Source organism: Kitasatospora sp. NPDC097643 (assembly GCF_040302625.1).
In the GTDB taxonomy this organism is placed as follows: Bacteria; Actinomycetota; Actinomycetes; order Streptomycetales; family Streptomycetaceae; genus Kitasatospora.
Genome location: NZ_JBEOSA010000004.1, coordinates 35,133 through 49,981 on the forward strand (window position 1 = coordinate 35,133; position 14,849 = coordinate 49,981).

At 71.4% G+C, this 14,849-nt stretch carries 17 protein-coding genes; 3 read left to right on the plus strand and 14 right to left on the minus strand.

What is annotated here, in order from left to right; genetic code table 11:
• Positions 1-280: 280 nt before the first annotated feature.
• Positions 281-1,792, plus strand: a complete 1,512-nt coding sequence (locus tag ABTY15_RS04320; protein ID WP_350576145.1) for a sensor histidine kinase — start codon at positions 281-283, stop codon at positions 1,790-1,792.
• Positions 1,793-2,219: 427 nt separating this feature from the next.
• Here the strand turns inward: ABTY15_RS04320 and ABTY15_RS04325 are convergent, their stop codons facing one another.
• Together ABTY15_RS04325 and ABTY15_RS04330 are read right to left on the minus strand one after the other, a co-directional pair.
• Positions 2,220-2,471 carry a WhiB family transcriptional regulator gene (locus ABTY15_RS04325; RefSeq protein ID WP_014138019.1) on the minus strand — a complete coding sequence of 84 codons (252 nt, stop codon included), beginning with the start codon at positions 2,469-2,471 and terminating at the stop codon, positions 2,220-2,222.
• Positions 2,472-2,841: 370 nt separating this feature from the next.
• Entirely contained in the window at positions 2,842-3,813 is a 972-nt protein-coding gene (locus ABTY15_RS04330; RefSeq protein ID WP_350575761.1) for a diacylglycerol/lipid kinase family protein, read from the minus strand.
• Positions 3,814-3,863: 50 nt separating this feature from the next.
• Here ABTY15_RS04330 and ABTY15_RS04335 point away from each other — a divergent pair, with 50 nt between their 5' ends.
• On the plus strand, positions 3,864-4,292 hold the full coding sequence (locus tag ABTY15_RS04335; RefSeq protein ID WP_350575763.1) for a hypothetical protein: 429 nt from the start codon (positions 3,864-3,866) through the stop codon (positions 4,290-4,292).
• 50 nt (positions 4,293-4,342) lie between these two features.
• On the opposite strand, the gene ABTY15_RS04340 is transcribed toward ABTY15_RS04335, so the two are convergent.
• From ABTY15_RS04340 to sodN, 8 genes are all read right to left on the minus strand, one after another.
• Positions 4,343-5,335, minus strand: coding sequence for an RNA polymerase sigma factor SigF (locus tag ABTY15_RS04340; protein ID WP_502893418.1), 993 nt, complete (start codon positions 5,333-5,335; stop codon positions 4,343-4,345).
• Positions 5,336-5,498: 163 nt separating this feature from the next.
• The gene (locus ABTY15_RS04345; RefSeq protein ID WP_350575769.1) at positions 5,499-5,909 is read right to left on the minus strand and encodes an ATP-binding protein; all 411 of its coding nucleotides are present in this window, start codon (positions 5,907-5,909) and stop codon (positions 5,499-5,501) included.
• 258 nt (positions 5,910-6,167) lie between these two features.
• Positions 6,168-6,644: a GNAT family N-acetyltransferase gene (locus ABTY15_RS04350; protein ID WP_350575772.1), complete on the minus strand. Its 477-nt coding sequence runs from the start codon at positions 6,642-6,644 to the stop codon at positions 6,168-6,170.
• A gap of 10 nt (positions 6,645-6,654) precedes the next feature.
• Positions 6,655-7,038 carry a nuclear transport factor 2 family protein gene (locus ABTY15_RS04355; RefSeq protein ID WP_350575775.1) on the minus strand — a complete coding sequence of 128 codons (384 nt, stop codon included), beginning with the start codon at positions 7,036-7,038 and terminating at the stop codon, positions 6,655-6,657.
• Between the two features lie 82 nt (positions 7,039-7,120).
• Entirely contained in the window at positions 7,121-8,104 is a 984-nt protein-coding gene (locus tag ABTY15_RS04360; RefSeq protein WP_350575778.1) for an ABC transporter substrate-binding protein, read from the minus strand.
• A gap of 9 nt (positions 8,105-8,113) precedes the next feature.
• Complete coding sequence (locus ABTY15_RS04365) at positions 8,114-8,893, minus strand: ABC transporter ATP-binding protein (protein ID WP_350575781.1); 780 nt, start codon at positions 8,891-8,893, stop codon at positions 8,114-8,116.
• Positions 8,893-9,969 carry a FecCD family ABC transporter permease gene (locus tag ABTY15_RS04370; RefSeq protein ID WP_350575784.1) on the minus strand — a complete coding sequence of 359 codons (1,077 nt, stop codon included), beginning with the start codon at positions 9,967-9,969 and terminating at the stop codon, positions 8,893-8,895. The genes ABTY15_RS04365 and ABTY15_RS04370 overlap by 1 nt, the downstream gene beginning before the upstream one ends.
• Positions 9,970-10,301: 332 nt before the next feature.
• A complete protein-coding gene (gene sodN, locus ABTY15_RS04375) occupies positions 10,302-10,697 on the minus strand; it encodes a superoxide dismutase, Ni (RefSeq protein ID WP_045699892.1) in 396 nt (131 codons plus the stop codon).
• 258 nt (positions 10,698-10,955) lie between these two features.
• Between sodN and sodX the strand changes: the two genes are divergently transcribed.
• The gene (gene sodX, locus ABTY15_RS04380; protein WP_502893422.1) at positions 10,956-11,318 is read left to right on the plus strand and encodes a nickel-type superoxide dismutase maturation protease; all 363 of its coding nucleotides are present in this window, start codon (positions 10,956-10,958) and stop codon (positions 11,316-11,318) included.
• Here the strand turns inward: sodX and ABTY15_RS04385 are convergent.
• From ABTY15_RS04385 to ABTY15_RS04400, 4 genes are all read right to left on the minus strand, one after another.
• Entirely contained in the window at positions 11,315-11,905 is a 591-nt protein-coding gene (locus tag ABTY15_RS04385) for a CGNR zinc finger domain-containing protein (protein ID WP_350575790.1), read from the minus strand. The two genes, sodX and ABTY15_RS04385, sit on opposite strands and share 4 nt — an antisense overlap.
• A gap of 128 nt (positions 11,906-12,033) precedes the next feature.
• Entirely contained in the window at positions 12,034-12,834 is an 801-nt protein-coding gene (locus ABTY15_RS04390) for an amino acid ABC transporter ATP-binding protein (protein ID WP_502893419.1), read from the minus strand.
• The gene (locus ABTY15_RS04395) at positions 12,834-13,808 is read right to left on the minus strand and encodes an amino acid ABC transporter permease (RefSeq protein WP_350575793.1); all 975 of its coding nucleotides are present in this window, start codon (positions 13,806-13,808) and stop codon (positions 12,834-12,836) included. Before ABTY15_RS04395 ends, ABTY15_RS04390 begins: the two co-directional genes overlap by 1 nt.
• A gap of 60 nt (positions 13,809-13,868) precedes the next feature.
• Positions 13,869-14,801: an ABC transporter substrate-binding protein gene (locus ABTY15_RS04400; RefSeq protein ID WP_350575797.1), complete on the minus strand. Its 933-nt coding sequence runs from the start codon at positions 14,799-14,801 to the stop codon at positions 13,869-13,871.
• Positions 14,802-14,849: the final 48 nt, after the last annotated feature.

Consider the following 14,849-nt stretch of genomic DNA (forward strand, 5'->3'; position numbering starts at 1 on the left):
GGCACCGCAGCCCGGAGCTGTCGTCGGGCACCGGGGGCGATCGAGGACTGTGCGGGGTCCTCGCTCGGCGGCGTCCGACCGAGGAAAGGCCTCGCGCGGTCAGGGCAGTTGCGCGGTGGGCCTCTCCTTGGTGCCCTTTCATTGTGGACTAGACCAATCTCGATTGTCCAGGCCTCTCCAAAAATTGGTCTAAACAACTCCCGGTGGTCGGTGGCCGCCCACTCCGCGGTCCGCCGTGCCCCGCCCGGACCTGCGGCGCTACGCTCGCCATGTGCCCTCGTTGAACGAACTCGTCCGCCGCCACACCACCCTGACCGGGGCTGACGTGGAATGGCTCCACATGCTGGTCTCGGAGTGGCAGCTGCTCTCCGACCTCTCCTTCGCCGACCTCGTGCTGTGGATCCCCACCTGGGACGGCATCCGCTACGTCTCGGTCGCCCAGATGCGTCCCAACACCGGCCCCACCTCCTACCAGGACGACATGGTCGGCCACCTCGTCCCGCGCGGCCGCCGGCCGCTGCTGGACGCCGCCTTCGACGAGGGGCGGATCGTGCGCGAGGGCGACCCGGAGTGGCGCGAGGAGGTCCCGGTCCGGGTCGAGTCCATCCCGGTCCGCCGCGAGGGCCGGGTGCTCGGGGTGATCGCCCGCAACACCAACCTGCTGACCGTGCGCACCCCCAGCCGGCTGGAGCTCACCTATCTGCAGAGCGCCTCCGACCTGGCCCAGATGATCGCCGCCGGCAGCTTCCCCTTCCCCGACGTCGAGCAGGTCGACATGGACGCTGCCCCCCGGGTCGGCGACGGCCTGATCCGGCTGGACGCGGACGGCATCGTCACCTACGCCAGCCCCAACGCGCTCTCCGCCTACCACCGCCTCGGCCTCACCGCCGACCTGGTCGGCAGCCACCTCGGCCGCGCCACCGCCGAGCTCGCCCCGCCCTCGCGCGCGGCCGTGCACGAGGCCCTGGTGAAGCTGGCGAGCGGCTGGGCGCCCCGGCAGACCGAGGTGGAGGCCCAGGGCGGCGTGGTGACCCTGCGGGCGATCCCGCTCAAGCCCAAGGGCACGCTGACCGGTTCGCTGGTGCTCTGCCGGGACGTCACCGAGCTGCGCCGCCGCGACCGCGAGCTGATGACCAAGGACGCCACCATCCGGGAGATCCACCACCGGGTGAAGAACAACCTGCAGACCGTCGCGGCCCTGCTGCGGCTGCAGTCCCGCCGGATGGAGTCGGACGCCGGCCGGGCCGCGCTGGACGAGGCGGTCCGCCGGGTCGGCTCGATCGCGATCGTGCACGAGACGCTCTCCCAGGCCCTGGACGAGCAGGTGGCCTTCGACGAGATCGCCGACCGGGTGCTGGCGATGGTGATGGAGCTGTCCCAGGACGGCCGGGTGGCGACCCGCCGCACCGGCAGCTTCGGCATCCTGTCCGCCGAGGTGGCCACCCCGCTGTCGATGGTGCTCACCGAACTGCTGCAGAACGCCCTGGAGCACGCCTTCGGCCCGACCGCCTCCGGGAACCTGGAGGTCAGCGCGCTGCGCGGGCGGGCCCCGGCCACCGGGACGGGCTGGTCGGACAGCTGGAACGGCGGCGCCCGGCCGGAGGAGTTCCTGCTGATCACCGTGCAGGACGACGGCCGGGGCATGCCGGAGGGGTTCGACCCGCAGACGGCGGGCAACCTCGGGCTGCAGATCGTCCGCACCCTGGCCACCGGTGAGCTGGGCGGCACCTTCGACATGGTGGCCGGTCCGGACGGCGGCACCAAGGTGATCCTGGAGATCCCGGTGCGCTGAGCCGCAGGCCGAGGTGTGACGAAGTGTGACGGGGGCGCGTGTCGGGCGGAAGCGCCGGTCGCGCGCTCCACGCGCCGTCCGGCACCTGACCCGTCCGGGAAACAGAGTCCGGGAAACAGAAACGAGGCCCTGTCGACCGGGGGGGGTGGGTCGACAGGGCCTCTCAACCCGTTCCGGCCGTCGGGGGGAGTCGGCCGGAACGGGGGCTCTGGGTGGTGCGACACCTCGCCGGTGCGTTGCACACGGTGAGCGCCACAGCTCCACAATATTGCTCTAAGTGAACAGTATCAAGTGGCTGGACGGTCCGGTGTCGCGGAACCTCGTCGGACAAGGTCCTTTGTGCGGAAGGCTTCACCAGGAAGTGCAGGGAAGCCTTTGATCATGTGTTGATCGGTACGGCGGTTACTGCTGGTGCTACGGCGTGTGATCAGGCGGTGCGGGCGCGGTTGCGGGCGGCACGGCGCTTCATGGCGCGACGCTCGTCCTCGCTCATACCGCCCCAGACGCCGGCGTCCTGGCCGGTCTCAAGAGCCCACTGCAGGCACTGCTCCATGACCGGACAGCGGCGGCACACGGCCTTGGCTTCCTCGATCTGCAGCAGAGCAGGACCGGTGTTCCCGATCGGGAAGAACAGCTCCGGGTCCTCTTCGCGGCAGACAGCGCGGTGGCGCCAGTCCATGGTCGTCCAACTCCTCCTGCCGGCGGGGGTGGCCCGGTCGGCATAATCGATGGCTTTGTGAATGTGAACGCTTTCACGAATCCCGCAACAGCAAAAGAGACCAAAGGCCCACCGGGCCCGGGTGGTCTGTGCTGGGGAGGGATTCGGCGATTCGAGGGACACTCCGCGGTCGGCCTCCGTCAGGTGCTGAGGTTGCCGTCGCTGCGATGTGTCCCGATCGCCATGTAGAGGTTCGCAAACCTCGGGCCCGGATACAACCCCCTTCAGGGAGGAATTTTTGATTCTTCGGTGTCGCCTAGCTCACAGCCCGTACTTCTATGGAGTGAAGGGGGCTTGTGCGTTCGAGAAGAAGGGTGAACCCCCCTTCCGGTCACACAATCACACGCAGTGCCCGCCGTACGCCTGTGAAACTGACGCGACTCCTGTCTCCAAGATGGTCCCCGTCGACCTGAAACGGCGCGGGTTCCTGTGAAACCAAGGTGAAGTGTCTGACGTCGTGATAGGAGACGACGTGCTTGCCGGACGGACCGACCGGCGGGGTGCCGTCACTCGAAGGTGCGTGCGACCGCAGGATCTGACGGATCGTTCGAGCCGTGCCGAACGCCGTCATCCGGGTGATCCCGAAGACGTCGAGGTCCGTGTCGAAGGAGGCGAGTGGTGAGGGGTACACCGGGCGGTTGCCCAGGAAGGTCCAGGGCGAGGTGTTGCTGACTATCGACAGCACCAGCCCCGGCACACTCCGGTGGCCCGGAAGTTCCAGCGTCACCGGGCCGGACCGGCGCTGCTCACGCTGGGTGACGTAGTGCCGTAGCGCCTGCCCGACGTAGAGGGCGTGGGTGGACTTGCGCCCGGCCCGGCGCTGCTCCTCGACCCGGCCGACCACCCCGGCGTCGAAGCCCAGGCCGGCGGTGAAGGTGAACCAGCGGTCCGGCAGCCCCTCGGTCATCGCCTTGCCCAGGCCGATCGGCCGCTCGCTCCCGCGCTCCAGCGCGTCCAGCAGCGCCCCGGTGGCCTCCACCGGATCGTTCGGCAGACCCAGCGCGCGGGCGAACACATTGGTCGAACCGCCCGGCACCACGGCCAGTCGCGGGACCTTCTCGCCCGGGCCGTGCGCCAGCAGCCCGTTCACCACCTCGTTGACCGTCCCGTCGCCGCCCAGGGCCACCACCAGGTCGACCGAACCGTCCTCCGTCGCCTCCCGGGCCAGGTCGCGCGCGTGGCCCCGGTACTTGGTTTCGGCCACGTCCAGCTTGAGGTCGCTGCGCAGGGCGTGGATGAGCACATCCCTGGTGCGGCCACTGGTGGTGGTCGCCTTTTGGTTCACGACCAGGAGAGCGCGCATGGGCAAAGCCTACGGGTCGGTACGCGGCGGGCGGCGGCTACCCTGCTGGAGTGACCGCAGAATCCTCCGCACCCGTACCCACGGCCGGCCCCGCCCGCCCGGTGTCCCTGACCGTGGGCGCCGCCATCACCGCCCTGGAGGGCGCCGCACTGGCCGTCGTCGGCGTCTGGGACATGGTGTCCGCGCTGTCCGGCCAGTCCAAGCAGCTGGCCCTGAACGAGTTCGGCGGCGTCGTCATCGTGCTGCTCGGCGTGCTGCCGGTGCTGGCCGCCCGGGCGCTGCTCAGGGGGCGCCGCTGGGGCCGCAGCCCGAGCGTGCTGACCAACTCGATCTGCCTGCCGGTCGGCTACTACATGGTGCAGAGCGGCGGCGCGATGGTCGTCGTCGGCGCACTGGTGATCCTGCTCGGCCTGGTGGGCATCGGCGCCCTGCTGAACCCGAAGTCGACGGCGGCCCTCTACGCTCCGCACGAGGGCTGAGCGCACAGGGCCGCCGGTGGTCCCGCGGGGCCGCTGAGCGGCCGTCAGTTCTACTCCTCCACGAGGAGCTTCTCCCGCAGCTGGGCCAGCGTCCGGGCCAGCAGCCGGGAGACGTGCATCTGGGAGATCCCCACCTCGGCGGCGATCTGCGACTGGGTCATGTTCCGGAAGAACCGCAGCACCAGGATCTTCTGCTCCCGGGGCGGCAGTTGGGCGAGCAGCGGCTTGAGCGACTCGCGGTACTCGACGCCCTCCAGCGCCTCGTCGGTGGCCCCCAGGGTGTCCGCCACGGCCGGCGACTCGTCGTCGCTGTCCGGGACGTCCAGGGACAGCGTGGAGTACGCGTTGGCGGACTCCAGGCCCTCCAGCACGTCCTCCTCGGAGATCCCCAGGTGCTCCGCCAGCTCGTGCACCGTGGGGGAGCGGCCGTGCCGCTGGGAGAGCTCGCTGGTCGCCGTGGTGAGCGACAGCCGCAGCTCCTGGAGCCGGCGCGGCACCCGGACCGCCCAGCCCTTGTCGCGGAAGTGCCGCTTGATCTCGCCGACGATGGTCGGCGTCGCGTAGGTGGAGAACTCCACCCCGCGTTCGTGGTCGAAGCGGTCCACCGACTTGATCAGGCCGATGGTGGCGACCTGGGTCAGGTCGTCCAGCGGCTCGCCCCGGTTGCGGAACCGCCGGGCCAGGTGCTCGACCAGCGGGATGTGCATCCGCACCAGCTGGTTGCGCAGCTCGACGCGCTCCGGGGAGCCCTCGGGCAGCGCGGACAGCCGGACGAACAGCGCGCGGGCCGCCTCCCGGTCCGGCGCGCCCGAGCGGTGCGGGCCCTGGGCGGGCACCGCGCCGCGCAGGTCCCCGGCCTGGTCCGCCGGATCGGGCGGGGGCACGGAGGCGGGCGACGGATCAGACGTCGGCTCGGTCGGGTGGCTCATCCGGTGGGCGTCCTTCGGGTGCGCTTCGTCGGTGGCGGCGAGGCCGGGAACGCTCGCCTGGGTCGGTACGGCAGGGCCCGCCGTCGCGAGGCCGGTACGGTCCAGATCACTCACGGCCATTCCCCCGTTCCGTTCCGGGAGCACCGGGGCCCTCGGCCCCGGCATCGTCTCGTTGGTCGTACCGCGTGGTGGGCGGTACCGGGCGCCGCCCGCCCGGCCCCCCGTAGGGGACCGGCCGGACGGCCCTTTCGCACGGTGCTGCTGCTCGGCGTCCCGCCTAGTGGACGGTGGAGCCGCCGCGCTTCTTGTGCAGGCTGATCGACACGGTGTTGTCCGCGCCGACCGAGGAGTCCACCTCGCCGGCCAGTGCGGAGAGCACCGTCCAGGCGAAGGTGTCCCGCTCGGGCGCCTTCCCGTCCGTGGTCGGGGCGGCGACGGTCACCTTCAGCGAGTCGCCGACCAGACGGAACTCGCAGGAGAGGACGGAGCCGGGCACCGCCTGCTGGAGCAGGATGGCGCAGGCCTCGTCCACCGCGATCCGCAGGTCCTCGATCTCGTCGAGGGTGAAGTCCAGCCGAGCCGCCAGGCCGGCCGTCGCGGTTCGCAGGACCGAGAGATAGGCCCCGGCCGCGGGCAGTCGGACCTCCACGAAGTCCTGGACTCCGGGCTCGCCGTCGATCTGGGACACCCTCACCTCCTGGGTGACGCGCTGTGCTTCCGGGCCGGTGGCCGCGGCACTGTCTGTTGCTTGGCTCAACTGCTTCGCCCCAACTGTCCAGAGGGGTGGTGCGGTACGTACCGGTCATACCCTGCGCAGGGCGGCCGGACGCCGCGTATCCGCCTGAGACCTTACCGCTTTCCGTGCTCCGACCCTGGCCCGGGAGTCACTCATGGTAAGCCATCGCGACGCTGGGTGGCAGGGGTCGGAGCGGACCGGTGCCCGCCGTCAGCGGGTGCCGGCGGCGGTGAGCGCGTCACCGGTGAGCCGGTGGACGGTCCACTCGTCCATCGCCACCGCGCCGAGCGACTTGTAGAAGTCGATCGAGGGCTGGTTCCAGTCGAGCACCGACCACTCGACCCGCGAGTAGCCGCGCTCCACGGCGATCCGCGCCAGCTCCAGCAGCAGGGCCTTGCCGTGGCCGCCGCCCCGGGCCTCCGGGCGGACGTACAGGTCCTCCAGGTAGATCCCGTGGGTGCCGCGCCAGGTCGAGTAGTTGCGGAACCAGACGGCGAAGCCGACCGGCTCGCCGGTGGCGTCGTCCTCGGCGATCAGGCCGAACAGCGCGGGCTCGGCGCCGAACAGCGCCTCGTGCAGCTGCGCCTCGGTGCCGACCGCCTCCTGCGGAGCCTTCTCGTACTCGGCGAGCTCGCGGATCATGGCGTTGATGAGCGGGACGTCGGTGGGAACGGCGGTGCGGATCATGGATAGGAGCCTACTGGGCGGGCCCGGTCTCGTCCCAGGCCTGGATCGAGGTCTGGTCGACGATCCGGCCGTCCTTCAGGCCGGCCATCGAGGTCATCAGCACCCGGACGCCGTCCGGATAGAGACAGGACTCCATGAAGGCGACGTGATCGCCCTGGACCACCACCTGCTCCAGCTTGTGGGTCATCTCGCGGCCGTAGATGTCGCTCAGCATGGCGCCGATCTCGTCCCGCCCGTGCATCACCAGGGGGTGGCTGGGCTGGGTCTTGTGATCGACCATGCGCAGTTCGGCGTCCTCCGCGTACAGCGCCAGCAGGGCGTCGGCGTTGCTGCGCTCGATGCCCTCGCGCAGCGCGCGGGTGTCGAAGGCGGACGGCGCCGCCGTGGTGGTCATGGTCTCGCTCCTCCGGTCGGGTTCCGTCGGCTCGTACTCCGAGCGTACGCCCGGCGCGAGTGAGCCAAAGGGCCGTGCCGGATCAGCCGCGCAGGTAGGCGGCCAGCGCGGTGATCGCGGCCGGGTTGCGCGGGCTCTCCACCAGGTCGACGTAGTCCAGCACGAAGATCCGGTCGTTCCTGATCGCGGAGACCCCGGCCAGCGGCGGGAAGGACTTCAGGAAGCGCCGCTTGGCCTCGGCACCGGTCTCCCCGTAGTTGTTGATCACGATCACCTCGGGGTCGCGCCGGACCACGCTCTCCCAGCCGACGGTGGTCCAGCTGTCCGCGAGGTCGCCCATCACGTTGCGCCCGCCGGCCCTGGCGATGATCTCCTCGGGCGCGGCGAACCGCCCGGCGGTGTACGGCTTGTCCTCGCCGCTGTCGTACAGGAAGACGGACGGGCGGTGCTCCGGTTGCGGGACGGCCGCGATCTGCGCCCGGAAGTCGGCGATCAGCCGGTCGGCGCGGTCCCGGACGTCGAAGATCTCGCCGAGGTTGGCCAGGTCGGTGTAGAGCGCGTCCAGCGGGGACATCACCCCGCGCTCGGGGCCCTTGCCGCTGCGGCAGGACTCGCTGAGCACGTACGAGTCGACGCCGAGCCCGGCGAGCGCCTGCGGGGTGAAGCCGGTCGCCTCGCTGAAGCCGTAGTGCCAGCCGGCGAAGACCAGGTCGGCCCGGGCGTCCAGCACGATCTCCTTGGTGATCTGCTTCCTGGAGAGCCAGGTCGTCCGCTGGTAGCCGTCCTTCCAGGCCACCTTGTCGACCTGCCCCTTGTCGTCGGGCATGACGTAGCCGGCCATCCGGTCCTCGAGGCCGAGGGCGAGCATCAGTTCGGTGATGCCGACGTCGTTGGTCACCGCCCGGGCGGGCTTCTGCCGGACGGTGAGCTTGCCGCCGCAGTTCTCCACGGTCACCGGGTAGTGGGCGGAGGCGGTGGCGCCCTCGCCGCCGGGGGCGATCTCGGCGCCGCAGCCGGCGAGGGTCAGGGCGAGCAGGGTGGCGGCGGCAACGGCCTTGGTGCGCACGGGTTTCCTTCAGGGGAGGCGGTCGAGGAGCAGGTGGACGGCGCCCGTCACCGGGTGCCGGACGGGGGTGGCCCGGACGCCGAACACCTCGGCCAGCAGGGCGGGTCGGAGCACCTCGGCGGGCGGTCCGGAGGCGACGATCCGGCCCGCCCGCAGCACGTACAGCAGGTCGCAGTGGCCGGCCGCCAGGTTGAGGTCGTGCAGCGCGGTGAGCACCGTCGGGCCGGCCGCGCGGACCAGCGCCAGGACCTCCAGCTGGTGCGCGACGTCCAGGTGGTTGGTGGGCTCGTCCAGCACCAGCAGGCGCGGCTCCTGGGCCAGCGCGCGGGCGATCAGCACCCGCTGCTTCTCACCGCCGGACAGGCTCAGGAAGCCCCGCCCGGCCAGGTGTTCGGCGCCGACCCGGCGCAGCGCCCCGACGCAGTGCGCGTCGTCCCACGCGCCCGGTCCGCCAAGCCCGCGCCGGTGCGGCAGCCGTCCCATCGCGACCACCTCGGCCACCGTGAAGTCGAACTCGGCGGTGTGCTCCTGCGGCAGCGCGGCCACCCGCCGGGCGGCCTCCCGCGCGGGCAGCGCGTGCAACCGCGCGCCGTCCAGCCGGACGGCCCCGGCGGCGGGCCGCAGCGCCCGGTAGACGCAGCGCAGCAGGGTGGACTTGCCGCTGCCGTTGGGCCCGATCAGCCCGACCACCTGCCCGGCGGCGGCCTCCAGCGCGACCTCGTGCACCAGCCGGGCGCCGGCCAGTTCGACCGAGACGCCGTCGAGGGCGAGGTGCTGGCCCGTACTCATCAGCGACCCCCGAAGGCGTGGCCGCGACGGCGCATCAGCAGCAGGAAGCAGGGCACCCCGAGCACCGCGGTGACCACTCCGACGGGCAGTTCGGCGGGCGCCAGCAGGGTGCGCGAGACGATGTCCACCCAGACCAGCAGCAGTGCCCCGGCGAGCGGCGCGACCAGCAGCAGCCGGCGGTGCCCGGCCCCGACCAGCATCCGGGCCAGGTGCGGCACCATCAGCCCGACGAAGCCGATCGCCCCGCTGACCGCGACCACCGTGCCGGTGACGGCGGCGGTCACCACGAACAGCTCGCGGCGCAGCCGGTCCGGGTCCACGCCGAGCGTGGTGGCGGTCTCGTCGCCCATGGCGAGCGCGTCCAGCCGCCCGGCGGCGCAGACCAGGTACGCCAGGCCGGCCAGCACGGTGGCGGCGGCGATCGGGACGGATCCCCAGGTGGCCCCGCCGAGGCTGCCGAGCAGCCACATCATCGCGTCCCGGGCGGCCTCGCCGCGGGCGGCGGCGAAGACCATCAGCGCGGTGGCGGCGGAGAAGCCGTAGGACAGCGCGGTGCCGGTGAGCACCAGCCGCAGCGGGGTGAGCCCGTACGCCGTCCGGGCCGCGAGGTAGACCAGCACCATGGCGACCAGCGCCGAGCCGAAGGCCGAGACGGAGATCGCCCACACCCCGAGCGAGGCGAACGCGCCCAGCAGCAGTACGGCGTTGGCGCCGACCGCGGCGCCGGAGGAGACGCCGAGCACGAACGGGTCGGCCAGCGCGTTGCGCACCAGCGCCTGCACGGCGACGCCGGTCGCGGCCAGCCCGGCGCCGACCACGGCGGCCAGGACGGTGCGCGGCAGCCGGATCTCCCAGACGATCGCGTACCCGGCCGCCTCGGCCGCCTCCAGCCGACCACCCGTCAGTCCGGCGCCCAGCAGCCGCAGTACCCGGGGGAGGCCGAGCCCGGTGGCACCCAGCGCGGCCCCGCAGACCAGCGAGAGCAGCAGCGCGGCCGCCAGGGCGAGGGCGAGCGGGACGGCGGGCAGCCGCCGGGGGAGGGGCGGGGCCGCGGTGGCGGGCGCTGTGCTGCTCAAAGACCGGGTGCCTTGCCTCGGGCCGCGGGCGCGCCGGGGCGGACGCCGGCAGGGCGCGGGCCCGGGCGCCATCCCCTCGCAGTCCACGGCGAGTTGTCGGGAGTTCAGCGGCCGGGGGCGATCGGGCTGGCGCGGCTCCGGAGCGCTCTCCGGGGCCGTGCTCACCGTTGCGGGTCAGCGCCGGATTCACACCGGACTTCTCCCTCGGCCGCTCTGGCAGCATAACAGCCGCTCAGCCCCTGCACCCCTTACGCGACCCGGATCGACCGTGAACGCACGACCGCCCCCGTCCGGCGGGCGGACGGGGGCGGCCGGGTGGCGACGCGTCAGGCTCAGGCCTGCTTGGTCTCCCAGAAGATCTTGTCGACCTCGGCGATCAGGTCCAGCAGAGCCTGGCCGGTGGCCGGGTCGGTGGACGCCTTGGCGGCCGAGGCGGCCTTCAGGGTGTCGTTGATCAGCTGGTGCAGCTGAGGGTACTTCTCGAAGTGCGGGGCCTTGAAGTAGTCGCTCCACAGCACCGAGATGTGGTGCTTGACGGCCTCGGCGCGCTGCTCCTTGATGATGATCGCTCGCGCGCGGAAGTGCGGGTCCTCGTTGGCCTGGTACTTCTCCTGGGTGGCCTTGACCGACTCGGCCTCAAGCTTGGCCTGGGCGGGGTCGTACACGCCGCAGGGCAGGTCGCAGTGGGCGTGAGCGGTGGCACGCGGTGCAAACAGACGAGAGAACATGGGAGTCCTTCCTTAGATCGTCTTCCCGCGCCCGAGATTACCCTTCCGCCCTCGTGGTTTCGCGGCCGGGCGGCGGGCCTAGGGCAAAAGGCGGAGCCGGAACCGGGGTAATCCGGACATCGAGCAGGTGACGGTCCGTACGGCAGACTGGGAGCCGGCAGGCCGGGAGGAGGAGTCGTGACACGCAGGACGGAGCCGGAGCGGAGCGCCCGGGGCGGCGTGCTGCCGTTCGGGCTGGTCGACGTGGCGGGGCCGTCGATGGTCCCGACCCTGCGCGAGGGCGACCAGCTGCTGGTCCGCTACGGCGCGCCGATCCGGCCCGGCGCGGTGGTGGTGTTCCGCCACCCGCTCCAGCAGGACCTGCTGGTGGTGAAGCGCGCCGCCGAACGCCGCCCGAAGGGCTGGTGGCTGCTGTCAGACAACCGGCCGGTCGACAGCGACAGCCGCAGCTACGGTCCCGTTCCGGACGAACTGGTGCTCGGCCGGGTCCTGCTGCGGCTGCGCCCGCACCCGGTCTGGCTGGCCCCGGGCCGCCGGCTGGAGCGGCTGCTGCTCACCACCCGGCTGGCCCGGGTCCCGGGCCTGGCCCGCCGCCTGGGCGTCTGGGCCGAGGAGCTCTAAAGCTTGTTGCCCATTGCGGCGGCTTCCGCCTCCTGGCGCTTGCGGGCCCGGTACGCGGCGACGTTGGCGCGGGTCGCGCAGCGGTCCGAGCAGTAGCGGCGCGAGCGGTTGGTCGAGGTGTCGAGGTAGGCGTTGCGGCAGGGCGCGGCCTGGCAGATGCCGAGCCGGTCGGCGCCCAGCTCGGTCAGGTGCACCGCCAGGCCCATGCACGCGACGGCGCTGAAGTGGGCGGTGGCGGTCGGCGAGTTGTCGCCCAGGTGCAGGTGCCAGCGCGGCCGCCCGGCGTCGTCCAGGTAGTCGTGCCCGGAGACCAGCGGGCTGACCGGGAACTCCATCAGCAGGCTGTTCAGCAGGTCGACGCCCCGGGTCTCGTCGCCCTCGGCGGCGGCCTCGAAGACCCCGCGCAGCCTGGTCCGCACCGCCCGCAGCCGGGGCAGGTCGGACTCGTCGGCCAGCGCGGCGGCCCGCGAGGAGTCCGCGAACAGCGCGCGCACCGCGTCCACCGAGGTCAGCGAGTCGGTGCCGCGCTCGGGTTCCTCGGTGTTCACCAGCCGAACGGCGAGATCGGCGTAGGAGGCGAGCTCCACGGCGGTCCTTCCAGGAGATTCGGTAACGGAGGGGTTCGGTAACGGGCGGACTGCTTCCAGCCTATTACTCGGAGGGGGAAAACGGCGGCGCCCGGCAGGACCGGCCTGCCGGGCGCCGACGGTACGGCTCAGAGGACCTTGGAGAGGAAGGCCCGGGTGCGCTCGTGCTGGGGGTTGGTGAGGACCTCGCGGGGGTTGCCGGACTCGACCACCACACCGCCGTCCATGAACACCAGCGCGTCGCCGACCTCGCGGGCGAAGCCCATCTCGTGGGTGACGACGATCATCGTCATGCCCTCCTCGGCGAGGCCGCGCATGACGTCCAGCACCTCGCCGACCAGCTCCGGGTCGAGCGCCGAGGTGGGCTCGTCGAAGAGCATCAGCTTGGGCTTCATGGCCAGCGCGCGGGCGATCGCCACCCGCTGCTGCTGGCCGCCGGAGAGCTGGGACGGGTAGCTCTTCGCCTTCTCGGCGAGCCCGACCCGGTCCAGCAGGGCCATCGCGCGCTCCCGGGCGTCGGCCTTGTTCTCCCGCTTGACCTGGACCGGGGCCTCCATGACGTTCTCGATGGCCGTCATGTGCGGGAACAGGTTGAAGCGCTGGAAGACCATGCCGATGTCCCGGCGCTTGAGCGCGACCTCGCGGTCCTTGAGCTCGTAGAGCTTGTCGCCCTTCTGCCGGTACCCGACCAGTTCGCCGTCCACCCAGAGGCGGCCGCCGTTGATCTTCTCCAGGTGGTTGATGCACCGCAGGAAGGTCGACTTGCCGGAGCCGGACGGGCCGACCAGGCAGAACACCTCGCTCTGCTTGACCTCCAGTTCGATGCCCTTGAGCACCTCGACCAGGCCGTAGGACTTGTGCACGCCCTCGGCCTTCACCATGGGCTCGCCGGGGACGGTGTCCCGGCGGTCCTTGCTCAGGTCGGTCATCACAGACCACCTCCCACGCCACCGCTGCCGCTCTGTTCGTGTCCGCCGGCCGTGATGACCGGCGGTCCCGGCGGCGGCAGCGGCTTGCCCTTGAACAGGCCGCGCAGCCGCTGCAACGGGGTGGGCGGCAGCGTCCGGTTCGCACCACGAGCGTAATGCCGCTCGACGTAGTACTGACCGACGGTGAGGATCGAGGTCATGATCAGGTAGTAGATGCTGACCGCGACCAGGACCGGGATGGTCTGGAAGGTCCGCGAGTAGATGTCGTGACCGGCGGTGAACAGCTCGGACAGCGAGATGACCTGGACCAGCGAGGTGGTCTTCAGCATCGAGATGGTCTCGTTGCCGGTCGGCGGGATGATCACCCGCATTGCCTGCGGCAGGACGATCCGGCGCAGCGTGGCCGCCCGGCTCATGCCGAGTGCGTGCGCGGCCTCGCTCTGCCCCTCGTCCACCGACTGGATGCCGCCGCGGACGATCTCCGCCATGTACGCGGCCTCGTTGAGGCCGAGGCCGAGCAGCGCGGCGGTGAAGGTCGGGATCAGCGTGTTGGTCGACTCGGACCAGAACTCCGGCCCGAACGGGATGCCGATCGACAGCTTCGGCCAAAGGGCGCCCAGGAAGTTCCAGAACACCAGTTGGACCAGGACCGGGGTGCCGCGGAACACCCAGATGTAGAACCAGGCCGTCCCGGACAGCAGCGGGTTGGGCGAGAGCCGCATGACCGCGAGGATCACACCGCCGACCACGCCCATCAGCATGGACAGCACGGTGAGTTCCAGGGTCACCCAGATGCCGTGGATGATCTGGTCGTTCTGCATGGTGTCGCGGACGACGTCCCACTGGAACGCGGGGTTGAAGATCAGGGCGTGGAGCAGCATCGCGGCGAGGACGACGACGACGACGGCTCCGGCCCAGCGTCCGGGGTGGCGGACCGGGACGGCCTTGATGGTCTCAGGCCGTCCCGGCTGCACCGGCCCCTGCTCTGAAGGATTCACGTTGGGTGGCCTCAGGGGGTGTGGTGGTGCGGAGGATCAGCTCTTGGCGGCGTTGATCTCGGACTTTTCGATCGCGCCGGCCTCGACGCCCCACTTCGCCAGGATCTGCTTGTACGTGCCGTCGGCGATCAGCGACTGGACGGCGCCCTGGACGGCCGGGGACAGCGGGGAGCCCTTGTCGACCACGACGCCGTACGGCGCGCTGTCGTAGGTGTCGCCGATCTTCTCCAGCTGGCCGTTGGTCTGCTTGACCGCGTAGTCGACGACCGGGGAGTCGGCCATCATCACCTGGTCGCGGCCGGAGACCAGCGCGGTGGTCACGTCGGTCTGGAGGGTGAACTTGTCGCCGTCGTTCGGGATCGGCGGCTTGCCGGCCTTGACGCAGTCCGGGTTGCGGACGTCGGTGATCTCCTGGGCCTGGGTGGTGCCGGTCTGGACGGCCACCTTCTTGCCGCAGAGGTCCTTCGGGTCGATCTTGTCCGGGTTGCCCTTCTTGACCGCGATGGCGCTGCCGGCAGTGAAGTAGGTGACCATGTCGACGGTCGCCTCGCGCTCCTTGGTGTCGGTGAAGGAGCTCATGCCGAGCTGGTACTTCTTCGCCGTGATGCCCGGGATGATCGAGGTGAAGTCGGCGTTCTGGACGTCGGCGTTCAGGCCCAGCTTCTTGGCGATCGCGTTCGCCAGGTCGACGTCCAGGCCGACGATGTTGCCCTTGTCGTCCTTGAACTCGTTGGGCGCGTACGAGGCGTCGGAGGCGACGACCAGCTTGCCGGAGGACTTGACGTCGGCCGGGACGAGGGCGGCCAGAGCCGGGTCCGCGGTCACGGCGGCGACCGTGGCGCTCGGGTTGGCGCCGGCGGTGGTGCCCGAGGATGACTTGCTGCTGCCGCAGCCGGTCAGGACCAGGGAGACGGACGCGGCAACCGCGCCGGCCGCGAGGAGTCGGGTGCGCTGGGTACGGGCGGTCATGGGGGGATCTCCTCCTGAGGGAGAGGTCGGGCGGAGCGCGCCGCGGGG